This is a genomic window from Aliiroseovarius sp. F47248L, assembly GCF_023016085.1.
In the GTDB taxonomy this organism is placed as follows: domain Bacteria; phylum Pseudomonadota; class Alphaproteobacteria; order Rhodobacterales; family Rhodobacteraceae; genus Aliiroseovarius.
The window spans coordinates 2,318,536-2,338,563 of sequence record NZ_JALKBF010000001.1; the positions used below are offsets into that span (position 1 = coordinate 2,318,536).

Consider the following 20,028-nt stretch of genomic DNA (forward strand, 5'->3'; position numbering starts at 1 on the left):
CCATGAAGCTCGACAGAAAGGATCGACGCATTCTGGATCTGTTGCAACGGGATAGCACGATCTCGAACGCTGAGCTTGCCAGTGCAGTGGGCATGTCGACCTCGGCCTGCTGGCGCAAAGTGCGCGCCTTGGAAGACGCGAAAATCATCGAGAGATACGGCGCTTACTTGAACCCCGCAAAGGCCGGGCTGAGTTTTCAGGCCATTGTCCACGTACAGCTGACCCGCCATGACCCCGACAAGGTCGAGGATTTCATTCAGGCCGTGAACCGTCGACCCGATGTGGTAGAATGCTTCGCCACCACCGGGCAAGCTGACTATCATCTGCGGGTGTTGTGTCGCGATCTGGTGACGTTCAACGCGTTTTTGGAAGGTTTTTTGTTCAAACAGACAGCGGTTGAAAGCGCACAGACCAATGTCGTACTGCGCGACATTAAAAAACACTCACCCATTCCGGTGTGACCAGTGTGTCATGACCTTCGCAGGCCGGACACTGCACACCAGCCCAGCAGCAAGATGCCAAGAGCCGCGATTCCGATCACTGGCCAGTTTTGTGATGGCCAGTTGGCGGTGATCACCCCCGCCAGTGCCCAAATGATCGCGGCAGCATAAGACCATGCGCCTGGTCGCAACGACTGCACGGAAATCGAGGCGACCAGCACCACGATCAACATCACCAGCGCCGCGGTTTGGTGGGACAAAACCTCGTAGCCGCCCAGCACCACCCCGGTGCCCACACCGGACGCGGCTGTCAGCCACCCGGCATAAAGCGCTACGGGGCTCAACTGCCACCACGGGTTCCGGTCACCTGTGCGCAACATCGCTGTAATAGCCGTCACCGCCATGACAAGGATCATCACAGTCGCCCAGACCGGCGAGGCATTGGCCGCCGCGATCCAGAAACAGCCCAAGAACAGACTTACAGCCAGTGGGCTGCGCATCCTTTGCCAATCCATATCCTGAGGTGCATTTAGTAGCCCCCAAGCAGCCCCGGCTATCAGCCAAAGATAAATCAGCCCCCAGATTCCGAATGCCCAACCGGCAGGCTGCACCGGCCAGAAGGTTTCCGTGCTGGGAAACTGGTCAGGCGAATACCCGGCGAAATTACTGCTGAACCACGGGGACACCGCGAACAGGATCGACAAAAGCAGAATGGCAATGGCCAAATAGGGGATGGGACGGGACATGGCGCTCTTTCTGTTCTGAGTTCTTTTGCTCGGGTCAACGCAAAAGTCAGGGTTTCGTTCCCTCAACCGGGCGCATCGTGGCAATCAGCTCCGCAACTTTCAGACCATATTTACGCATCTCGGACTTGTTCATGATGACGCCATCTTCGGTCAGATACAGCCAGTCGGTGGCGCTGAGCGTGTGCCCGCCAGCCTCGGGAGGCAGAACGATTTTGTAACGGATCATTACAGTCGACCCGGAAACAACACCCCGTCCTTCACCCACGATATCGTCGGCAGTGGCAGTGAAGGAGTTGTCGTCGCCAAGCTTTAGGAACCATTTCCGGTTCTGGGTGCGACCATTGGAATAGGTGAAGCTCTCAGTCAACGTGCCGGTATCGCCATCCCATTCACCCACCATCTGGGCGACGAAACTGTTGGTCATCTTGCCCGTCGGTCCAAAGATCAGACCCTCTGACGAAAACGTTCCGGACAGGTGCTCTTTCATCGAAAATGCTGGGCCGGTCCCGGTATAGTCCTTCGGGCTTTGGGCGCGGAAGCTGAACAGGACAGTCTTGGCGAAGACAGCCATCAACAGAATAAGCAGCAGCGCAGTCATGAGTTTCATTTGGGTCCGTCCTCGGTTGGAAGCGCCAGCACAAGGCAAAAGGCGCAGAGCTTCAGGATGCAGGGCACGACAGCATAGGCAATGTTCAGCGTGGTCAGGGCGCCTTGGCTGTTTACTTGTCCGGGCTGAAAGCCTTGGCTTTCAAGCAGAGGCAAAACAGCAAATGCTGCCAGCGCCAAGCCCAGTTTGCCTGCAAATGACCAGATGCCAAACGCGGCGGACGCGTTCAGACCTGCCCTAGTCAACACGACCGAGAACATGGCGGGCAAGACTACCATATCCGCCCCCAGCGCCGCCCCGGACGCCACGCAAATAATGGCAAACCCGATAAGGTTTCCGGGGTCCAGAAACGCGGCACCGATAAACCCAAGGATCGCAAGCGGCATGGAAATGACAAGTGTCATCCTGGTTCCCACCCGACGGCTGAGCCGGGTCCACATCGGCACGCTTAGCCCGGCGCACAGGAAAAACAAGATCAAAAGCGGGCCTGCTTTTCCCGGCAGTTGAAGGCGATCTTCGACAAAGAACAGAAACAGAGTGGAGGTAACCGCGACGGGCAGGCTGTTAACCAGTGCCAGCACCAAAAGGCGCAACGCCCCTGCACCAGCCAACCCGGACAAAGACAGCCCTTCTCCCACGACAGGTGTGCGTCGCCAGATCGGATAGCTAACCAAAGCAACAGTCACAGCCACCACGCCTAGGAACCACCCAAAGGCGGGATAACCCTGACCACTTGCGCCCAACCCCGTGAATAAAGCGGGAGCAATTGCGGCTACGATGACGCCCGCCAACATACCCGCTTCGCGGTATCCAGCAAGGGTCATCAAATCATGCGCTTCGCTCGACTTGGCCAATGTCGCACTGCGGCCATAAAGCAGGATCATGCCCAAGCTATAGGCTGAAAATAGAAGCACCAGAACTCCCGCCAGCCTGATCGAGACAGCCCCACCGGGCTCAAGCGTGAAAAGGATGGGAAAGCCGATGGCCAGCCCTGTGGCGGCGAGTATCGCAAACAGACTTTGCGCTTTGGGCCAGCGGTCGATTGCCCAGCCCAACAACGGATCCTGAACAAGATCAACCAGCCGGATGAACAACAAGATCACCCCGATCACACCCAATCCAACACCCAGATTGACCGACGCAAACTGCGGCAAATGGATATATAACGGAATGCCGGCCGCAGCCAGCATCAGGGCATACAGGCTGACACGCGGATATACCATTTAGGTTCCCGTCAATTTGCGGGTAAAGGATTTCGACCGGGTGTTGTCGCCCACGAATATTCCCATGAAACGGCGTTTGATCTGAGGATGAGACAGCGTGCAGGTGCGCGCGCCGTTGCGCCAGAACGCAATCCTGTCGTTCCCGTCCGAGACAGCCAGATAACGGTCGCCCTTATCGACAGCGTCGAAACAGGCGTTCAACTGCTCCCTAAGCGGCAGCGCATCCCCGGTACGCTTAAACTCGCGCAACGTGGCCTCGACCAGATCATGCTGCGTTAGATTTCGCAGATAGGTCAGCTCGATCCCGAAGTCCTGTTTCCAATCCAACGTCGCACCGTTGACGGTAAACAACCGTGCTTGATACAGCGGCAAACCAAGGAAACGGAGCGTGGCCGTGCCGCGCACTTCGGCCCCGGGAAGGGCAGAGGCGACCACGCTGCTTTGCGCCACGACAGGGTTCGCGCCAGTGGCCAGCAGGAAAAGTATCGCAAAGACTTTAAGCGCGTGCATGGGCCAGCTCCACCTGAACGACATTGGTGTGTCCGACAGCGAAGGACGCAGCACAGATTTCAAGATAATACTGCCAGTTGCGCAGGAAGGTATCGCCATAGCCCATTTCAGCGATCTTGCGCTTCTGCGCTGTGAACCGTTCGGCCCAGATACGGCAGGTCTTTGCATAGTCCTGACCAAAGGCGAAGTTGTCCTGCACCTGTAAACCCGATTGCCGTGCTTGGTCTTCAATCACGCTGTCCGACAGCAGCATACCACCGGGAAACACATACTGCCGGATATAGTCGGACGACGTTTTATAGGTGTCAAAGAAGCTGTCCTTGACAGTAATTGCCTGCAACAATATCCGCCCACCTTCGGCAAGATTGTCTTTCAATACCGAGAAGTAACTGGGCCAATATCGTGCGCCGACGGCCTCGATCATTTCGATCGAGACGATATTGTCATATTTGCCATTGATGTCGCGATAATCACGCAGCTGAATATCAGCCCTGCCGTCCAAGCGGCACTCGGCATAGCTATGCTGGTTGCGCGAAATTGTGACACCGGTCACGTCGCGCCCCTGATGGGTGGCATGCTCTGCAAACCCACCCCATCCGCAGCCGATTTCCAGCACTCTTTCGCCCGACCCAAGCCGAGACAAAGCGCGCGCATTTTTGCGCGACTGGGCATCGCTTAGATCGTCGCTGCCATTGGCAAACAAACCGGATGAATAAGTCATCCCTTCGTCCAGCCAAAGCTGATAAAACTCGTTGCCCACGTCATAATGCGATCGAATGTTCTTGCGCGATCCGCGGCGGGAATTGGCGCGCAGCATCGTGTCAACCAGACGAAACTTTGCTCGATTGAACATACTGGCTTGATCATAGCTGCCAACGTAATCACGGTTGCGCATGGCAACTGACATCAGCGATTCAATCGACGGTGTATCCCACATGCCTTGCACATAAGTTTCGCCCAGACCCACCTGCCCGTGCGCGGCCATGGCTGAGACTGCGGCCCAATCATTGATTTTCATTTCCGCTTCCTGGCCTGCGGATCCGAAGTGAAAGGTGTCACCCTCGGGCGTGCGCAGGGTCAACTGCCCGTCACGCAGCCGCTCACAAGTGGACAGGAATTCTGACTTCAGGGCCTTGTTCGTCAAACGCAATGTCCGATCCTTTCACTGGCTGGTCTTGATTGATCATCCGAACGATCCGCATTGCGCTGGCAATGCCATCTTCGTGAAACCCATGGCGGTGATACGCGCCGGCAAACCATGTCCGGTTCATACCTTGCATCGCACGAAGTTCTTTCTGCGCACGCAGGGCTGCTTTGTCAAAAACCGGATGGGCGAACTCCACCTCGTCATAGATCTTGTCCGCCGCTATTGGGGTTGAGGGATTCAGCGTCACGAAAAGTGGATCATCTTCAGGAATGTTCTGCAGCTTGTTCATCCAATAGGTGACACCAATCGCCCCCTTTTGCGAGCGATAGGCCCAGCTTGACCACGCCGCACGGCGTTTTGGCATTTGGCCAGCATCACAATGCAGAACCGCTTTGTTCGGCTGATAGCGGATGCAACCCAACGCACTGGCTTCAAGTTCGGTCGCTCCATCACCCAGCATGGCAAGCGCCTGATCCGAGTGGCACGCCAGGATGATGTCGTCATAGCCTTTATCTTCAGCCCCGGCGGTTTGCACAGTGACGCCGTAGGGCATCCGCGCAACCCGCGTGACCGGAGCACCCAAGCGTATGTCGACACCCCGCATCCGCAGTGCAACTTCTAACCGGTTTACATACTCGACGCTGCCGCCTTTGACGGTCCACCATTGGTGCTCGCCCAACCCCGCCAGCAAGGCGTGATTGCGAAAGAAATGAACAAGTGACTTTGCGGGGAACTGATCGACTTCGTTCAAAGGCGTCGACCAGATCGCACCGCACATCGGCATCAGATAATTGTTGCGAAACCACTTCCCAAGACCCAGCTCATCCACGAGTTCAGAGATCGTCTTATCATCGTCTTTCGCGGCGGCCTCAGCGTGCTTTCCAAACCGCAGGATATCCGCGATCATTTTATAATACTGTGGCCGCAGCAAATTGCGCTTCTGGGCCGCGATAGATGTGAGGTTGTTCAGGCCGTACTCAAGCCAACCATCGTCGATACTCGCCCCGAAGCTCATCTCGCTTTTAACAACGGGCACGTCTAATTCGCGAAACAGGCGCGTGAGATAAGGATAGGTGACATAATTGAAGACGATGAACCCGGTATCAACTGGCTGATCGCCGTTCTTGCCCGCCATGACAGTGCGAGCGTGTCCGCCCAAACGGGGCGCGGCTTCGTATATTGTTACATCGTGGTTCGGCGACAAATAGTAAGCGGCGGACAGGCCAGAAATACCACCACCAACAATCGCTATCTTCCTACGTGGGCCGAGCTGTTGATCAAGCATTGACGCCTCTTTTTTGCAAACTACTTGAAACGACTACGGTGCGCAGGGCGGCTTGGATCAGTCAGATCAAAAAAAAATGTACTTTCTGGCGCAGCATCAGCGGAAAACGTGATCCAGATCCGAAGTTCACGCGTAAACAAAACAAATGGTCGAACATGTCCAAGCCCAAACGCTGCACGCAAGACGCGGCAAGCTGAAGAACGCCTTCACCTATGGCGTCGATTTTGTGCTGTGTGACCTGACAAACAGCCAGACACCTGCGTTGCTATCGCGTAACCGGTTCAACCTTTGGTCTCTTTGGGACAAACACCACGGTGGCCCGCGCGGAGACGGGCGCGGGGTGGATTGGTTTCGTGAAGAACTTGCGACACGAGGCCTGACAGGCAACGAACTGCGCCTTTACCTGCTCACCCAGCCCAGTTTTCTTGGCTTTCACTTCAACCCTGTCAGCTTCTGGATTGCAGCGAAAAACGGTACACCCCGCGCGTTCATTGCCGAGGTCAACAACACATTCGGACACCGTCACTGCTATTTCTGTGCCCACGAAGATTTCGGGCCCATCGCGAAACGTGATGCGATCATTGCCGAAAAGCTGATGCACGTGTCCCCCTTCCAGAAAGTCGCCGGGCAGTATCGCTTCAACTTTGGCATGACGGACACAAAGTTCGACATTCGCATACTATATGAAAACCAAGACGAAGGCGTTCTGGCCACGCTGGTCGGTGACCGGCGACCCGCTACCAATCGCTCGCTGATCTGGGCGGCCGTGCGTCGCCCCCTTGGCGCACTGCGTGTCGTGACGCTGATCTATTGGCAAGCCCTGATCCTATACCTCAAGCGCGCACCATTTCTGCGCAAACCCGCCCCGCCAAAACCGCTGGTGTCGGATAGCAAAACGTACCGAGGCACAGAGTGATGGTGGATTTCAACGGAAAAACCTATTGGTTAATTGGCGCCAGCGAAGGTCTTGGCCGCGCTTTGGCGCATGATCTCGACAAAGTGGGCGCGAAGCTGGTGTTGTCAGCGCGCAGCCAAGATCGCCTGAACGATCTGGCAAGCGATCTTACCAACGCCCGTGTGGTTCCCATCGACGTTACCGACCCAGAGAAAGTAAAACTCGCGGTCAAGCAAGTCGGTGACATCGACGGCGTCGTCTATATCGCGGGAGCGTATGACCCTATGTCTGCCACTGAATGGGACGGCGCATCGGCCATGTTGATGTGCAATGTCAATTTCATTGGCGCGATGCACGTGATGGGACATGTGGTGCCCGCAATGGTCGCAAAAGGTAGCGGGGACATAACGCTAATCGGATCCTTGGCAGGATATCGCGGACTGCCCAAATCCATCGGCTACAGCGCCAGCAAGGCCGCGTTGGTCAGCCTAGCCGAAACTCTGCGGTTCGACCTGAAAGACACGGGCGTGTTGGTTCGGATCGTCAATCCGGGGTTCATCAAAACCCGCCTGACTCAGAAAAATTCGTTCAAGATGCCGATGCTGATGACGCCCGAGTATGCGGCACAGCAGGTGCTGAAGGCGATGCGTCGAACCCGTTTTCGCACCGAATTTCCCGCGCCATTTTCCTGGGGCATTCGTCTGCTGGACTATCTGCCGGACGTCATCGTCTATCGCGGAAAATAAGAGCGCTGAGGACACACTAGTCACGAACCGGTCTTTTCCAAAAGCAATGCCGCCCGAACTGGGCGGCATTCTTTGGGTAAGGTGGTGGTGAAGGCTAATGAATTAGTGGCAGGTCGGACGTGCCCCCGGAAGCAGGACCTTGTCGATCACGTGGATCACACCATTGTCTGCCATGATGTCAGCAATGATGACATTGGCCATCTCGCCGGTGCTGTCTGCGATCTTCACGCCATCCGCACCAGCTGAGATGCACAGACGTGCGCTGGCCAGCGCGGGCTTGAAGTAGTTTGATCCTAGCGGAATCATGCCAGCGGTCAGCTTGCGATCATCAACGTGATACAGCAACACATCGGTCAATTGGCCCTTGTTCTCGGGCTTCAGCAGGGTTTCCACAGTGCCTTCAGGCAGGGCGGCAAAGGCATCATTTACCGGGGCATAAACGGTAAATGGACCCGGGCCGGACAGAGTTTCTGCAAGGTCGGCAGCAGTGACCGCCGCGACAAGGGTCGAGAATCGGTCGTCAGCCGCAGCGATCTCGACGATATTGTCGGCTTGGGCTGCGTTTGCGGCAACGGCCATGGCAAGCGCAGCAGCGGTGGTTTTGAAAAGCGATTTCATAAGATAGTCTCCTAGTTGGCAGGCAAAATGCCTTTTTGGTAACTCGTACTTATGAAAGGGATACGGCTCGGCCAGGCCTGCGGTTCACTGTATTTCAGAAGGTCACGCGAACGTGAGGAGAAGCGCATCAAGTTATTGTAAATAAAAAAGGAATCAGAGCTTTTGCACTGTTTCCATACATAAGATTTACAGCGATTTGAGGGTGAATCAGATCCTGAACAGCGGCTGTAACAAGCGCGGCACCAATGCGTTGAACCGCAGCCGCGCATCGGTGGCAGCAAGGCAGATACATGCGTCGCCGGGATCGGCAATCGGAGTGTGCTCAAGATCCTCATTCGCAATCTCGATATCGCCTACCCCAAAGCGCCCGGTGTCGTCGCTGAAACTGCCCTGAAGCACCAATGTCATCTCAAGCCCGTTATGCCCATGATCGGGCACAGCCTGACCACCGGGAATGTATAGCAGCCGGACTGACCCTTGCTTATCCTGAGACAGAATTGACTGGCGTACCCCCATGCCAAGGGATTTCCATTTTGGCTCTTGCCCTTTCAGTGCTGCGACCACCGGACCGGGGTAAATCCCGTGTCGCGTGTAAACAGGCTTGGGCGTCACGGGCGCATCCAGTTGGGCCAGAAGATCAGCCTTCATATTTCCCGAAACCGCCACACGTTCGGTCGCTTCAAGCAGCGCGCCACCCAAAGATTGATGGGCCTCAAGCGATGCGCGACATTGCACGCACAGCGACACATGGCTGGCCACGGCCACCGCATAGTGATGCTGCAAACTGCCCGCGGCATATGCCGCCAGAATAGCGTCAGGGATATGATGGGTGATTGCGGTCATTCGCGCAGTCCCTTCAACTCATGTCTCAACCGCTCCAACCCAAGCCGGATGCGGGATTTGATTGTTCCAAGTGGCAGGCCGGTCTGGTCGCTGATCTCTTGATGTGTCAGTTCGCCCAGATAGGCCTTTTCGATCATTTCTCGTTGCTCTGGCCGTAAAGACGACAGGGCATTTTTCAGTTTTCCAGCCTCTTGCTCAACAGCGAGGATCTGGCTCGCATCAGGTTCAGCTCCGGGATCTTCGGCCAGTTCGTCCGGCACAGGGCGGTTTTCCTTGCGCACGATGTCGATATGCCGGTTGCGGGCAATCTGGTATATCCATGCCGACACTTGTGCGCGGTGGGGGTCGAACATTGACGCCTTGCGCCAAACGGTCAGCATTACATCCTGTACGATCTCTTCGGCTTGCGGAGCCGAGCAGCCTGTCCGCATGATGAACCCCTTCAGACGCGGCGCGAAGTGATCAAACAGCGCGCAAAATGCGTCTCGATCTTGATTATCCCGAACGGCGAGCATCCATGTGGTCTGCTCTGAGATTTCGGTCTTGTTCTGCGGCACCGGGTTTCCTTCAAGACGACGCACGGGTGGCGCAGGGGGCCGGGTGCTCGGATGATCAAGGGTCAGTGTCAACATAACCTCAATACGAGGCGTTTTGTAAACTGGATCAATTCGCGCGACTCTTTTTTGCCGCCCGTGTTTTTACCTTATCGGCGCGACACCCGGTGAAACAGATGCGTAAATGTGGCAGCACCCAAAATGGGGATCAGCAAGTTCACCAAAGGAATCGACAATGGTATAGCCATCAGGGTGCCCGCCAACCATATTTGCAAGTTGTTGCCGGACCGCAGGCGGTTGGCTTCAGCCCGCCCGACACGGCGCATTGCGGCAAGCTGAAAATACTCACGTCCCAGAAGATACCCGTTCACGACCCAGAACAGGATCGGTGCCAGCGGACCGACAAAAAAGAAAAGGATCAGGGCAATCAGGTTAACCCCGACAATGACGCCCAGAAAACCTAAGCTGTCGCGAGTGGTCTCGACCAGCGGCACTTCGGGCGCGGGGGGCAACTCGGGATAATACCGCGCCTCGACCGCGTCGGCCACGTCGTCCAGAAAGATGCCCGTAAAGGCTCCTGCCACGGGAACCATTAGCACGACGGACAACACGATCATCAGCAGGAACGACGCCCACCACGCAAGGCCATCAACCCAAGACACTTCACCGATCAAGGGCAATGACAGCGTATCAGGCACCAAAAAACCAACCAGCCAGGTCATCGCCACCGTTATGGTGATCAGAAGGCCGACGGTAAGTGCCAGACCTTTCATCAACACGCTACGAAAACGCGGATCGGCCATCTGACCGACCGAGCGGAAGAAATCGTCAAGGATCATGTCTCTACCCATGTGGCAATTGCCGATACATCAGGGCGCGGGCGCTCAGTTGGTGCACTTGTTTCTGTGCCAATATGGATGATGCCCGCAACCGTTTCGTGGTCGTCCAGACCCAATCCATCGTGCAGGAAAGCGCGGTCGTGGCTGGCCCAGCCAGTCAGCCAGTTGGCCCCCCAACCCGACGCAAGCGCGGCGTTCAAAAGTGCAAGGCAAACTGCCCCGGCGGAATAAAGTTGCTCAATCTCGGGTACTTTCGGAGAGGGAACAGGCGACGACACCACCACCACCGCCGACGGGCTGTCGGCAAACGCGGATTGCGCTTTGGTGATCTGTTCTGGCGCCTCATTCAATGCTTTGCCCCGTTCACCGACCAGTTCTGCCAGTCGATCCAAAGCGCCACGTTCCAATACGATAAACCGCCACGGTTCCAACTTGCCGTGATCCGGGCTGCGGGCAGCAGCGGTTAGGATGGGTGCAAGGGCCTCGCGATCCGGGGCTGGGCCGGTCAAAGTCTTGGCCGGGCGCGAACGGCGGGTAAGCAGGAAATCCAGCGCAGCTTGGTTGCGGTCAGGCATGGTTTTGTCCTTGGTATGGCAAAATGCAGGCTTGGCCGCAAACGCGGCTGGCTTGGTGCACATGTCGGGTGTCGCGTGGTCCACGTCAAGATGTTACGTCACTTAACATCGAAAAAATCCTGCAGATCGGTGATCAGGTCCGAAAACACCCCGACCATATGCGTGTTGGGTTGGCGCGCGGCAAAGGTCTCGGCCAGTGGATCGGGGGCATGGTGTTCAGCGCCGGACATTTCCTCAAGCACTGCGTGGCCGCAGAACGGCACATAGACTTCGGAATATCCACCCTCATGCGCCATCATGAGGCGTCCACCACACAGATCCTCTGCAAGATCCATGACCATACGTGTCATGTGCCGGAACGTGTCAGCGGTGGCGAGCATGCAAGACAGCGGGTCGATCAGCGCTGCGTCATATCCACAGGCAATGACCATCACCTCTGGCTCATGAGCGCGGATGGCTGGCAGGACAAGACGCTCCATCGCTTCCAAATAGGTAGCGTGCCCAGCGCCCGGTGGCAGCGGGATATTCATGTTTGCGCCTTGCCCAGCCCCTTCGCCACGCACTTCCGCATCGCCTGTGTCGGTAGGATAATTCCTTTCCTGATGCAGCGAGATCGTCAGTACATCGGGGTCATTGATGAATATCGCTTCGGTTCCATTGCCGTGATGAACGTCCCAGTCCACCACCACAATCCGCTTGGCCAACCCATTGGTCTGTGCATGACGGATTGCAATCGCAAGGTTGGCCAACAAGCAAAACCCGTTGGGAAACTCGGGAAGGCAATGATGGCCGGGCGGGCGGGACAGAGCATAGGCGTTGTCCACCTCGCCTTTCAAAACCGCCCCAAGTGCCGCGACGGACAACCCGGCAGATAGTGCGGCAATCTCGTATCCACCCTGCCCGAACGGCGTGCGCAAGCCAAGTTCTCCACCCCCGGCATCAGACACGCGCTTGAAATTGTCAAGGAACACAATGGGATGTACCCGCGCCAGCATCTCGCGCGTGGCTGCAGGGGCAGTCTGTGCATAAAGCGCACCGGTCAGCCCAGTCACATCCATCAGGTTCTTCAAGCGCCGCTTGGTTTCCGGATTTTCCGGCAATCCACCCGCCGCCAAAGGTTGCACCAATCCGCCCACAGGCAGGTTGCCCGCATAGTTGCCACCAGAATGCCAAAAGCACTTTTCGTCCCAGAAAAAGCCGGTTCTTGTCATGTCAGCCTCCCGTATCCGGTGCAGAGTGACGCAGGGGACTTGCGCCGTCCACCCCTGCCCGACAGGATGATGCCATGAAGAAAGGCGACTTGTCTCATCTGGCCAAGCCCGGCGCGTTGCTGTCCGTGCGCGTCACACCCAAAGCGGCACGCAATCTGGTTGAAGAACGGGATGGCCTGCTTCGCGTCTCGGTCACAACCGTGCCCGAGGATGGCAAGGCCACGAAAGCTGTGGTGAAGCTGCTGGCGCAGGCTTTGGGCATATCAAAATCGCGCCTTTTTTTGACACAAGGCGCGACATCTCGAGACAAGGTGTTTCGAGTCGATTAGCCTTAATCGCCTGCGCGCGGAATGGATGACGTGGCATAGGTTCCTTCGTTCGGATCACTGTAGCCACCACCGCCGCCCATCGGATCAGGGCCATATTTGTTGGCGCCGTCCGTGCCTTTGCTGGCATACCAGACAATCAGGATGATGATGCCGACCAGCGGGATCAATGCCAGCCAATACCACCACCCGCTGCGGTCGGTATCATGCAGGCGGCGCACAGTGACCGAGATCATGGGAAGCAAGGTGGCAAGCCCGAACAGGCCAGACAGAACCGGCGTGTTCGTTTCCGCCTGAAAGCCACCCTCCATAGTTGTCACAGTCCCGAAAAGAACGCTGTCAATCATGCCAAGCACCAACTGCCCGGCAAACACGAATAGCACAAACCACCAGAACTCCGACCGCTGGGCACGGCCCTTGAAAGTGACGTATTTCGAGAAACACGCCCGAATTGATTCCATGAAACTCATGATCTGTCCCCTGTTCAGGTTATTTTTTACCACCGATACGGGGTTCATCCCCGGCGATCAGTCGCTCAATGTTTGCGCGATGGCGCAGGAAAATCAACAACGCAAGCGCGACTGAAAGGATCACGTACGCTGGAAAGCCTAACAACACAGCCCAGATCGGCGATAGGGCGGCAGCCGCCAGTGCCGCCAGCGACGAAATGCGAAACAGCACGGCGACCACAAGCCATGTGGCACAGGCGGCCAGTCCGATGGGCCATGCCAGCGCCAGCATCGTGCCCAGCCAAGTGGCGACCCCCTTGCCGCCATTGAAGCCCAGAAAGATGGGGAAGCAATGGCCCAGAAAGGCTGCGAAACCTGCAATCTGTGCGGCGTCCTCGGCCAGAAAAGCTCGCGCCAGCAGAACCGCCGCCGCTCCCTTGCCCGCATCGCCCAGAAGCGTCAGCAAGGCCGCGGGTTTGTTCCCAGTGCGCAGCACATTGGTTGCACCGATGTTGCCCGACCCGATCTGGCGCAAATCACCTAACCCGAATAGGCGGGCCATAACGATACCGAAGGGTATCGAGCCCAGCAGATAGCCCGCGACAGCGACCAGCGCGAGCAAGGGCAGAGAGGTGATCAGCTCAGGCATCATCACCTCCAAACACCCGTTCACCGCCAACCCATGTGCCCAGCACGCGCCCCTCCATCCGCGCCCCGTCGAAGGGGGTGTTCTTGGATTTCGAATTCAGCTTGAACCGGTCCAGCACGAAGGGTGCATCAGGATCGAACAGAACCAGATCGGCGGGGGTGCCTTGGGTCAGTTCACCACCCGGCAAGCCGAAACGACGCGCAGGGTTCAGTGACAGCGCCCGCCACAGCGTCGGCAGGTCAATCAGCCCGGCATGAAGCAGACGCATGGCAGCGGGAAGAAGCGTTTCCAAGGCGACCGCGCCCGAAGCCGCTTCTTCAAACGGCAGGCGTTTGCTTTCTTCGTCCTGCGGGGTGTGCATGGACGAGATGATGTCGATCACCCCGCGCGCAACTGCGTCTGCCATGGCCAACCGGTCATCCTCGGGCCGCAGCGGGGGCTTGACCTTGAAGAAAGTGCGATAGTCGCCCACGTCCAGCTCGTTCAGGGTCAGGTGGTGAATGTTGACCCCGGCGGTCACGTCCAGCCCGGCAGCCTTGGCGCGCTCCAGCGTAGGCAGGGCGTGGGCGGTGGACAGGTTATCAGCGTGATAGGCAACGCCCGTCATTTCGACGAGCGCCAGATCACGTTCAAGCCCCATCCGTTCAGCCATGGGGCTGACAGCAGGCAATCCGCGCAAGGACGCAAATTTGCCCGAGGTTACGGCCGCCCCTTTCGACATATTCGGGTCTTGCGGGTGGCCGATTATCAGCGCGCCAAGGCTGCGCGCATATGTCATTGCGCGGGAATATACCTTGTTGTCGGTGACAACGTGATCGCAATCAGTGAACGCCACGGCGCCTGCATCCAGCATGAACCCCATCTCGACCATCTCGCGGCCCGCGCGTCCCTTGGTTAGTGCGGCCATGGAATGCACGTTGACCGGTGCCGCCTGCGAGGCCCGACGGGCGACGAATGCCAACGCCTCAGGCGTGTCCACTGCTGGTGTGGTATCCGGGCGAATGACCATCGTGGTGACACCGCCCGCTGCAGCCGCCAGCCCAGCGCTGCGGAAGCTTTCCTTGTGGCGTTCACCCGGCTCACCGATCTTCACGCCGATATCTACGATGCCGGGGGCAAGACATTTGCCGCCGCAGTCGATCACGTCGCCGCTTTCCCCGCCATTTACGTCGACGATCAGCCCATCCTCGATGGTCAGACTGCCCAGCGCGTCAGTGCCCGTTTCAGGATCAATCAGGCGCGCATTGGTGAAAGTCGTTGTCATACAGTGTCCCCCATCACACCCCGCGCACGGTCAATCGCGGCTTGGGTGGCCTTGGTGTCGGCCTGATATTTCATCATGTATTTGTCGCCCGTTGTCGTCACCACCTGAGCGGCCGAGAATATGGTGTTCACCTTGGCGATGTTGCCCAGCAGGATCGAGCGGTCCCCCGGTCCAATCAGCCGCCGGTTTGTCAGATACCATGTGAACCCCACCTGTTCGCGCGCCACGTAAACCCCGCGCACAGCGATCGCCGCGACGGCGCCGACAACGCCGGTCCACGCATGGGGATTGCCCATATAGATCAGGATGCCCGACATCAGCACCGCGCCGAGCGCGGCCAGCAGGACGTGCTCTTTCACATAGGTGATCATGTTGCCTGAAAAGCTTTCGATCAACCGCTCGCCCGGATCAAGCTCGGGGCCCGTCTGGCTTTCCAAACGGGGTTCCAATTCGGCATCTTGCTCAGACATAGACACCCTCGGGCTGGGCGGCGCGTTCGGCACGCAGGTTGCGGGCCAGAAGGTCCATCGCGGCCATGCGCACGGCGACGCCCATTTCGACCTGTTCCTGAATGACGGAGCGGTTGATGTCGTCGGCAATGGTACCGTCAATCTCGACCCCCCGGTTCATCGGACCGGGGTGCATGACGATGGCGTCGGGCTTGGCATGGGCCAGCTTTTCTGCGTCCAGACCAAAGCGGTGATAGTATTCACGTTCGGACGGGATAAAGCCGCCGTCCATCCGCTCACGCTGAAGGCGCAGCATCATGACAACATCGGCGTCCTTCAGACCTTCCTCCATGTCGTCATAGACCTCGACCCCGAACTGGTCGATTTGGGAGGGCATCAGCGTTGGCGGCCCAACAAGGCGCACGCGGTTTTCCATCTTGCCCAGCAGGATCAGGTTGGAGCGCGCCACGCGGCTGTGGGCGATGTCGCCGCATATGGCCACGGTCAGGCGATGCAGCCGCCCCTTCTCGCGCCGGATTGTCAACGCATCCAACAGCGCCTGCGTGGGATGTTCGTGCTTGCCGTCACCTGCGTTCAGAACCGCGCAGTTCACCTTTTCGGCCAACAGGTTTACCGCGCCCGAATGGGGGTGACGCACCACCAGCAAATCCGGGTGCATGGCGTTCAGTGTCAGTGCCGTATCAATCAACGTCTCGCCTTTCTTGATCGACGACGCCTGCATTGCCATGTTCATCACGTCCGCACCCAGACGCTTGCCAGCAATCTCGAAGGAGGCCTGCGTGCGGGTGGAGTTTTCGAAGAACATATTGATCTGCGTCAGCCCGGCCAGAGCGTCAGATCGTTTCTGCGTGGAACGGTTCAAATCCACATAGCTGTCGGCCAGATCAAGAACGGTTTTAATCTCTTCGGGGTGAAGCTGTTCGATCCCCAAAAGATGGCGTTGGCGGAATGTCATTTGGGCCTCCGTCCTGTGGTTAGGTGCTTATAGGATCGGGGGGCGGGCGCGTCCATCCCTTCTGCGTCTGATTGGCACAACAGATCGTTTACCTTCCTCGCGCGCGCACTTAGGCTGTGCGGCATGGAATCGGCACAAGACTGGCATAGCGCGAAGGCACTTCTGGAGTGGCAAATTGAACTGGGCGCGGTGGACGCGATCGGGGATGTGCCTGTTGATCGCTATACGCTGGAACAAAACCTTGCGAAACACACAAAAGCCTCATCGACCGAGCCGACACCCGTTAGGCCGACAACACCGCCAGCAGTCCCCCAGCACGACCATGTCGCATTTGCGAAGCAGGCGGCTGCGGCTGCTGCTGATCTGGAGGCGCTGCGGGCCGCAATCGACGCGTTCGAAGGCTGCGAGCTGAAGCGTGGGGCGCGAAACACAGTTTTTGCTGACGGCAACCCTGCCGCCCGGGTCATGGTCATCGGTGAAGCGCCGGGTCGGGACGAGGATATCGCAGGCAAACCCTTCATCGGGCGCGCGGGGCAGCTTCTGGACAAGATGTTTGCCGCCATCGGTATGGGCCGCGACACCCCGCTGTCGAAAGACGCAATCTATATCACCAACGTGATGGCGTGGCGCCCGCCAAGCAACCGCGACCCCAGCGCCGACGAGATCGCGATGATGACGCCGTTTCTGGAACGCCATGTGCAACTCGTCGCGCCCGATCTGCTGGTCTTGATGGGGAACACACCCTGCCAGACCGTGCTGGGGCGCAAGGGCATTATGAAGATGCGCGGAAATTGGGATGAGGCATGGGGCAAGCCCATCATGCCCATGACCCACCCCGCCTATCTTCTGCGCAACCCCGCCGCAAAGCGCGAGGCTTGGGCGGACCTTCTGGCGATACAGGCAAAACTGCGGGATCTGGCGTGAATATCCTTGCCTTTTCAGACCTGCACCTGAGCCAACCTGCAGCAGACAGGTTGCTCGAGGCCGCAAAGGACGCTGATCTGATCCTGGGTGTGGGAGATTTCGCCAGTCGCTGCGAAGGGTTGGTGGATTACATCGCGCAATTTGCCGGTTGGGGCAGGCGCGCAGTTTTCGTTCCCGGCAACAACGAAACAGAAACCGAATTACGTGCAGCTCTTGCAGACAGCGACATCACGGTGCTGCATGGGGACAGCGCAACCATCGGCAACGTTACCATTGTTGGCATTGGGGCGGCAATCCCGCCCTTGCCGGCGTTACCTTGGCAATCGTTCGACCTTACGGAAAACGAAGCAGTTGAAAAGCTGTCGTCAATCAAGCACGCCGATATTCTCATCTCGCACTCTCCGCCCAAAGGCATCGCCGATCAACACACAGAACTGGGGTCGCTAGGATCACAGGCGGTGCTTGATGCGGCGAAACGCCTGTCGCCAAAATGGCTACTTTGCGGTCACATTCACGATGCCTGGGGCACACGCGGACAGATTGGGGCTACACAGGTCTTGAACTTGGGTCCGACGCCCAACTGGATCACACTCTGCTAGGATCAGACGATGTCCCATATCACACCTCAAGCCGCTGCCACCCGTGACTTCATCCCGGTTCGCATCGCCATTTTGACAGTTTCGGACAGCCGCCAGATGCACGAAGACCGATCTGGCGACACGCTGGTTGCGCGGTTGGAACAAGCCGGTCACATCTTGGCCGACCGCAAGCTTTGCCCCGATGAACGTGATCAGATTGCGGATCAACTGCGCGCCTGGTCTTTGGATCCTGACATTGATGTGGTCATCACGACTGGCGGAACTGGTCTAACCGGACGTGACGTGACCGTCGAAGCGCATCGCGATGTATACGAGAAGGAAGTCGAGGCATTTGGCACGGTTTTCACCATCATCTCGATGAACAAGATCGGCACATCGGCCGTGCAAAGCCGCGCAACGGGTGGTGTTGCGAACGGCACCTATCTGTTTGCCCTGCCCGGCAGCCCGGGTGCTTGCAAGGATGCGTGGGACGATATTCTGGTGCATCAACTGGACTATCGCCACATGCCGTGCAACTTCGTCGAAATTTTTCCGCGTTTGGACGAACACAAGCGACGGAAATGATCTGCTCGTTCGTTTGAAACGTAACTAGGATGCACACCGTCGACGTGCCGAAACTGTGACTACGCGCCGCTTGCCTGCCACGTCAGAGCAGGACAGGATGTTTTGGCGATCAGTGGAGTAGTAATATGCGATTTATAGGCCGCAGCCTGACCGGGTTGTTCCTACTGGCGTTAACCATCGGCTTGCTGGCAATGGCCGTCAGCATGGTCAACTCGGCTTTCAAAACACGAGCTGAACGCGACAGCGCAGAACCCAGCGCCAGCGAACGAGTATTTTCTGCCAATGTCATGACTGTCACCGCGCAAACCCTCACCCCTGTACTGATCGCCTATGGCGATCTGTCATCGAGACGAGCACTGGATGTGCGCGCCTTGACCGGCGGCACTGTCACCGAAATTGCAGCGAATTTTGTAACCGGTGGCGCGGTGCGCGAGGGCGATCAGCTTTTGCGTATTGATCCGACAGACTTCGAATTTTCACTGGAACTGGCAAAAACTGACGTTTCTCAGGCCGAGGCCGAATTGCGGGATGCGCTTGCAGCGCTGGAACTGGCCCGCGACGATCTGGATAATGCCACCCGGCAGGCCGACTTACGCGAAGCTGCTCTGACCCGACAGCGCGATCTTGTTGAACGCCGAGTGGGAACCGAGGCAGCGGTCGAAACGGCTGCGCTAGCCGCTTCGGCGGCGCAACAGGCAGTGCTGGGCAAACGGCAATCTGTAATCACCGCGCAAGCCCGCGTCTCGACTGCAGAAGCTGCCCTGCGGCGCAGTGAAATCCAACTGGACGAAGCTGAACGTCGCCTTGAAGAAACACAGATCACGGCTGAAATCAGCGGCATTCTGACAGATGTCTCCGTGCTGCGCGGTGGGGTTGTTACGGCGAACGAAAAGATCGGACGTATCATTGATCCGACCGCGCTTGAGGTTCGGTTTCGCGTGTCAGCAGCCCAGTATGCAAGGCTTCTTGGCCCTGATGGTCGACTGACCAACACCGACATCACGGTCCAACTGGCCGCTGCTGGTCTTAACCTGACAGCAACCGGACGGATCGACCGTGAAAGTGCCGATGTGGGCGAAGGTCAGACTGGACGCCAGATTTTTGCCACGCTGGAACCCTCACCCGGTATGCGACCGGGTGATTTCGTCACGGTCAGTGCGGCTGAACCGGCCCTGCAGGAAACTGTTCTGTTGCCCGCATCCGCGCTAAGCGCCCAAGACGAAGTTTTGGTGTTGGGGCCGGAGGACCGTCTGAGCAGCGCCAAGGTCGAGCTTTTGCGTCGCCAAGACAACAACGTCATCGTGCGTGCGACTGCACTGGAAGGCAAAGAGATCGTGACCGAGCGCACCCCCGCGCTGGGCGCCGGTATTCGTATCCGCCCGGTCCGCCCCGGTGAAAGCGTTGCGCCCGAACCTCAGGCCGAGATGGTCACCCTTGCCCCCGAGCGGGTCGCGGTTCTGCGCACGTTTGTTGAAAGCAATAGCCGCATGCCGGAAGAGGCTCGCGAACGCATTCTGGCCCAACTTGATACCGGCACCCTGCCCGCAGACACGCTCGCGCGGCTGGAACAAAGGATGGGGAACTAGCGC

25 protein-coding genes are annotated in these 20,028 nt (G+C 57.9%); 8 read left to right on the forward strand and 17 right to left on the reverse strand.

Annotated elements, in window-relative coordinates:
* Positions 1 to 2 precede the first annotated feature (2 nt).
* Positions 3 to 461, forward strand: coding sequence for an Lrp/AsnC family transcriptional regulator (locus tag MWU51_RS11520; protein WP_247037330.1), 459 nt, complete (start codon positions 3 to 5; stop codon positions 459 to 461).
* Positions 462 to 469: 8 nt separating this feature from the next.
* On the opposite strand, the gene MWU51_RS11525 is transcribed toward MWU51_RS11520, so the two are convergent.
* Genes MWU51_RS11525 through MWU51_RS11550 form a run of 6 tightly spaced genes read right to left on the reverse strand, consistent with a single transcriptional unit; the run spans position 470 to position 5,958 of the window.
* On the reverse strand, positions 470 to 1,186 hold the full coding sequence (locus MWU51_RS11525) for a hypothetical protein (RefSeq protein ID WP_247037331.1): 717 nt from the start codon (positions 1,184 to 1,186) through the stop codon (positions 470 to 472).
* 46 nt (positions 1,187 to 1,232) lie between these two features.
* Positions 1,233 to 1,793, reverse strand: a complete 561-nt coding sequence (locus MWU51_RS11530; RefSeq protein ID WP_247037332.1) for a DUF3833 domain-containing protein — start codon at positions 1,791 to 1,793, stop codon at positions 1,233 to 1,235.
* Positions 1,790 to 3,016, reverse strand: a complete 1,227-nt coding sequence (locus MWU51_RS11535; protein ID WP_247037333.1) for an MFS transporter — start codon at positions 3,014 to 3,016, stop codon at positions 1,790 to 1,792. The genes MWU51_RS11530 and MWU51_RS11535 overlap by 4 nt, the downstream gene beginning before the upstream one ends.
* Positions 3,017 to 3,526 (reverse strand): hypothetical protein, encoded by a 510-nt coding sequence (locus MWU51_RS11540; RefSeq protein ID WP_247037334.1) that lies wholly within the window; start codon positions 3,524 to 3,526, stop codon positions 3,017 to 3,019. It abuts the gene before it with no gap.
* Complete coding sequence (locus MWU51_RS11545) at positions 3,513 to 4,676, reverse strand: cyclopropane-fatty-acyl-phospholipid synthase family protein (protein WP_247037335.1); 1,164 nt, start codon at positions 4,674 to 4,676, stop codon at positions 3,513 to 3,515. The genes MWU51_RS11540 and MWU51_RS11545 overlap by 14 nt, the downstream gene beginning before the upstream one ends.
* Positions 4,627 to 5,958: an FAD-dependent oxidoreductase gene (locus MWU51_RS11550; RefSeq protein ID WP_247037336.1), complete on the reverse strand. Its 1,332-nt coding sequence runs from the start codon at positions 5,956 to 5,958 to the stop codon at positions 4,627 to 4,629. Before MWU51_RS11550 ends, MWU51_RS11545 begins: the two co-directional genes overlap by 50 nt.
* A gap of 145 nt (positions 5,959 to 6,103) precedes the next feature.
* Here MWU51_RS11550 and MWU51_RS11555 point away from each other — a divergent pair, with 145 nt between their 5' ends.
* Positions 6,104 to 6,874 carry a DUF1365 domain-containing protein gene (locus MWU51_RS11555; RefSeq protein ID WP_247037337.1) on the forward strand — a complete coding sequence of 257 codons (771 nt, stop codon included), beginning with the start codon at positions 6,104 to 6,106 and terminating at the stop codon, positions 6,872 to 6,874.
* On the forward strand, positions 6,874 to 7,599 hold the full coding sequence (locus MWU51_RS11560; protein WP_247037338.1) for an SDR family NAD(P)-dependent oxidoreductase: 726 nt from the start codon (positions 6,874 to 6,876) through the stop codon (positions 7,597 to 7,599). Before MWU51_RS11555 ends, MWU51_RS11560 begins: the two co-directional genes overlap by 1 nt.
* 102 nt (positions 7,600 to 7,701) lie before the next feature.
* On the opposite strand, the gene MWU51_RS11565 is transcribed toward MWU51_RS11560, so the two are convergent.
* The 6 genes from MWU51_RS11565 to MWU51_RS11590 all read right to left on the reverse strand — a co-directional run bounded on the left by MWU51_RS11565 (position 7,702) and on the right by MWU51_RS11590 (position 12,239).
* Positions 7,702 to 8,217 carry a fasciclin domain-containing protein gene (locus MWU51_RS11565; protein ID WP_247037339.1) on the reverse strand — a complete coding sequence of 172 codons (516 nt, stop codon included), beginning with the start codon at positions 8,215 to 8,217 and terminating at the stop codon, positions 7,702 to 7,704.
* A 207-nt stretch (positions 8,218 to 8,424) separates the two neighbouring features.
* Positions 8,425 to 9,060, reverse strand: a complete 636-nt coding sequence (locus MWU51_RS11570; RefSeq protein ID WP_247037340.1) for a ChrR family anti-sigma-E factor — start codon at positions 9,058 to 9,060, stop codon at positions 8,425 to 8,427.
* On the reverse strand, positions 9,057 to 9,692 hold the full coding sequence (locus MWU51_RS11575) for a sigma-70 family RNA polymerase sigma factor (RefSeq protein ID WP_281502662.1): 636 nt from the start codon (positions 9,690 to 9,692) through the stop codon (positions 9,057 to 9,059). The genes MWU51_RS11570 and MWU51_RS11575 overlap by 4 nt, the downstream gene beginning before the upstream one ends.
* A gap of 71 nt (positions 9,693 to 9,763) precedes the next feature.
* A complete protein-coding gene (locus tag MWU51_RS11580; protein WP_247037342.1) occupies positions 9,764 to 10,453 on the reverse strand; it encodes an EI24 domain-containing protein in 690 nt (229 codons plus the stop codon).
* Positions 10,450 to 11,028, reverse strand: coding sequence for a nitroreductase family protein (locus MWU51_RS11585; RefSeq protein ID WP_247037344.1), 579 nt, complete (start codon positions 11,026 to 11,028; stop codon positions 10,450 to 10,452). The genes MWU51_RS11580 and MWU51_RS11585 overlap by 4 nt, the downstream gene beginning before the upstream one ends.
* A gap of 98 nt (positions 11,029 to 11,126) precedes the next feature.
* The gene (locus MWU51_RS11590) at positions 11,127 to 12,239 is read right to left on the reverse strand and encodes a class II histone deacetylase (RefSeq protein WP_247037346.1); all 1,113 of its coding nucleotides are present in this window, start codon (positions 12,237 to 12,239) and stop codon (positions 11,127 to 11,129) included.
* 74 nt (positions 12,240 to 12,313) lie between these two features.
* Between MWU51_RS11590 and MWU51_RS11595 the strand changes: the two genes are divergently transcribed.
* Positions 12,314 to 12,568, forward strand: a complete 255-nt coding sequence (locus MWU51_RS11595) for a DUF167 domain-containing protein (RefSeq protein WP_247037348.1) — start codon at positions 12,314 to 12,316, stop codon at positions 12,566 to 12,568.
* A 2-nt stretch (positions 12,569 to 12,570) separates the two neighbouring features.
* Here MWU51_RS11595 and MWU51_RS11600 read toward each other — a convergent pair whose 3' ends face one another.
* The 5 genes from MWU51_RS11600 to MWU51_RS11620 are packed head-to-tail and all read right to left on the reverse strand — an operon-like array spanning position 12,571 to position 16,352.
* Complete coding sequence (locus MWU51_RS11600) at positions 12,571 to 13,035, reverse strand: DUF805 domain-containing protein (RefSeq protein WP_247037350.1); 465 nt, start codon at positions 13,033 to 13,035, stop codon at positions 12,571 to 12,573.
* Positions 13,036 to 13,054: 19 nt separating this feature from the next.
* Positions 13,055 to 13,663, reverse strand: coding sequence for a glycerol-3-phosphate 1-O-acyltransferase PlsY (gene plsY, locus MWU51_RS11605; protein ID WP_247037352.1), 609 nt, complete (start codon positions 13,661 to 13,663; stop codon positions 13,055 to 13,057).
* Positions 13,656 to 14,927 (reverse strand): dihydroorotase, encoded by a 1,272-nt coding sequence (gene pyrC, locus MWU51_RS11610; protein WP_247037354.1) that lies wholly within the window; start codon positions 14,925 to 14,927, stop codon positions 13,656 to 13,658. Before pyrC ends, plsY begins: the two co-directional genes overlap by 8 nt.
* On the reverse strand, positions 14,924 to 15,397 hold the full coding sequence (locus tag MWU51_RS11615) for a hypothetical protein (protein WP_247037355.1): 474 nt from the start codon (positions 15,395 to 15,397) through the stop codon (positions 14,924 to 14,926). The genes pyrC and MWU51_RS11615 overlap by 4 nt, the downstream gene beginning before the upstream one ends.
* Complete coding sequence (locus tag MWU51_RS11620; protein WP_247037357.1) at positions 15,390 to 16,352, reverse strand: aspartate carbamoyltransferase catalytic subunit; 963 nt, start codon at positions 16,350 to 16,352, stop codon at positions 15,390 to 15,392. The genes MWU51_RS11615 and MWU51_RS11620 overlap by 8 nt, the downstream gene beginning before the upstream one ends.
* A 123-nt stretch (positions 16,353 to 16,475) precedes the next feature.
* Here MWU51_RS11620 and MWU51_RS11625 point away from each other — a divergent pair, with 123 nt between their 5' ends.
* The 4 genes from MWU51_RS11625 to MWU51_RS11640 all read left to right on the forward strand — a co-directional run bounded on the left by MWU51_RS11625 (position 16,476) and on the right by MWU51_RS11640 (position 20,025).
* Positions 16,476 to 17,276 carry a uracil-DNA glycosylase gene (locus MWU51_RS11625; RefSeq protein ID WP_247037359.1) on the forward strand — a complete coding sequence of 267 codons (801 nt, stop codon included), beginning with the start codon at positions 16,476 to 16,478 and terminating at the stop codon, positions 17,274 to 17,276.
* Positions 17,273 to 17,875 carry a metallophosphoesterase gene (locus tag MWU51_RS11630; RefSeq protein WP_247037361.1) on the forward strand — a complete coding sequence of 201 codons (603 nt, stop codon included), beginning with the start codon at positions 17,273 to 17,275 and terminating at the stop codon, positions 17,873 to 17,875. The genes MWU51_RS11625 and MWU51_RS11630 overlap by 4 nt, the downstream gene beginning before the upstream one ends.
* A 9-nt stretch (positions 17,876 to 17,884) precedes the next feature.
* The gene (moaB, locus tag MWU51_RS11635) at positions 17,885 to 18,439 is read left to right on the forward strand and encodes a molybdenum cofactor biosynthesis protein B (RefSeq protein ID WP_247037363.1); all 555 of its coding nucleotides are present in this window, start codon (positions 17,885 to 17,887) and stop codon (positions 18,437 to 18,439) included.
* 125 nt (positions 18,440 to 18,564) lie between these two features.
* A complete protein-coding gene (locus tag MWU51_RS11640) occupies positions 18,565 to 20,025 on the forward strand; it encodes an HlyD family efflux transporter periplasmic adaptor subunit (RefSeq protein ID WP_247037365.1) in 1,461 nt (486 codons plus the stop codon).
* Positions 20,026 to 20,028: the final 3 nt, after the last annotated feature.

What these genes read in the sequence shown, in the direction of transcription:
- MWU51_RS11520 (WP_247037330.1), top strand. Translation starts at nt 3, where the DNA reads ATGAAGCTCGACAGAAAGGATCGACGCATTCTGGATCTGTTGCAACGG.
- MWU51_RS11525 (WP_247037331.1), bottom strand. Translation starts at nt 1,186, where the DNA reads ATGTCCCGTCCCATCCCCTATTTGGCCATTGCCATTCTGCTTTTGTCG.
- MWU51_RS11530 (WP_247037332.1), bottom strand. Translation starts at nt 1,793, where the DNA reads ATGAAACTCATGACTGCGCTGCTGCTTATTCTGTTGATGGCTGTCTTC.
- MWU51_RS11535 (WP_247037333.1), bottom strand. Translation starts at nt 3,016, where the DNA reads ATGGTATATCCGCGTGTCAGCCTGTATGCCCTGATGCTGGCTGCGGCC.
- MWU51_RS11540 (WP_247037334.1), bottom strand. Translation starts at nt 3,526, where the DNA reads ATGCACGCGCTTAAAGTCTTTGCGATACTTTTCCTGCTGGCCACTGGC.
- MWU51_RS11550 (WP_247037336.1), bottom strand. Translation starts at nt 5,958, where the DNA reads ATGCTTGATCAACAGCTCGGCCCACGTAGGAAGATAGCGATTGTTGGT.
- MWU51_RS11555 (WP_247037337.1), top strand. Translation starts at nt 6,104, where the DNA reads ATGGTCGAACATGTCCAAGCCCAAACGCTGCACGCAAGACGCGGCAAG.
- MWU51_RS11560 (WP_247037338.1), top strand. Translation starts at nt 6,874, where the DNA reads ATGGTGGATTTCAACGGAAAAACCTATTGGTTAATTGGCGCCAGCGAA.
- MWU51_RS11565 (WP_247037339.1), bottom strand. Translation starts at nt 8,217, where the DNA reads ATGAAATCGCTTTTCAAAACCACCGCTGCTGCGCTTGCCATGGCCGTT.
- MWU51_RS11570 (WP_247037340.1), bottom strand. Translation starts at nt 9,060, where the DNA reads ATGACCGCAATCACCCATCATATCCCTGACGCTATTCTGGCGGCATAT.
- MWU51_RS11575 (WP_281502662.1), bottom strand. Translation starts at nt 9,692, where the DNA reads ATGTTGACACTGACCCTTGATCATCCGAGCACCCGGCCCCCTGCGCCA.
- MWU51_RS11580 (WP_247037342.1), bottom strand. Translation starts at nt 10,453, where the DNA reads ATGATCCTTGACGATTTCTTCCGCTCGGTCGGTCAGATGGCCGATCCG.
- MWU51_RS11585 (WP_247037344.1), bottom strand. Translation starts at nt 11,028, where the DNA reads ATGCCTGACCGCAACCAAGCTGCGCTGGATTTCCTGCTTACCCGCCGT.
- MWU51_RS11590 (WP_247037346.1), bottom strand. Translation starts at nt 12,239, where the DNA reads ATGACAAGAACCGGCTTTTTCTGGGACGAAAAGTGCTTTTGGCATTCT.
- MWU51_RS11595 (WP_247037348.1), top strand. Translation starts at nt 12,314, where the DNA reads ATGAAGAAAGGCGACTTGTCTCATCTGGCCAAGCCCGGCGCGTTGCTG.
- MWU51_RS11600 (WP_247037350.1), bottom strand. Translation starts at nt 13,035, where the DNA reads ATGAGTTTCATGGAATCAATTCGGGCGTGTTTCTCGAAATACGTCACT.
- plsY (WP_247037352.1), bottom strand. Translation starts at nt 13,663, where the DNA reads ATGCCTGAGCTGATCACCTCTCTGCCCTTGCTCGCGCTGGTCGCTGTC.
- pyrC (WP_247037354.1), bottom strand. Translation starts at nt 14,927, where the DNA reads ATGACAACGACTTTCACCAATGCGCGCCTGATTGATCCTGAAACGGGC.
- MWU51_RS11615 (WP_247037355.1), bottom strand. Translation starts at nt 15,397, where the DNA reads ATGTCTGAGCAAGATGCCGAATTGGAACCCCGTTTGGAAAGCCAGACG.
- MWU51_RS11620 (WP_247037357.1), bottom strand. Translation starts at nt 16,352, where the DNA reads ATGACATTCCGCCAACGCCATCTTTTGGGGATCGAACAGCTTCACCCC.
- MWU51_RS11625 (WP_247037359.1), top strand. Translation starts at nt 16,476, where the DNA reads ATGGAATCGGCACAAGACTGGCATAGCGCGAAGGCACTTCTGGAGTGG.
- moaB (WP_247037363.1), top strand. Translation starts at nt 17,885, where the DNA reads ATGTCCCATATCACACCTCAAGCCGCTGCCACCCGTGACTTCATCCCG.
- MWU51_RS11640 (WP_247037365.1), top strand. Translation starts at nt 18,565, where the DNA reads ATGCGATTTATAGGCCGCAGCCTGACCGGGTTGTTCCTACTGGCGTTA.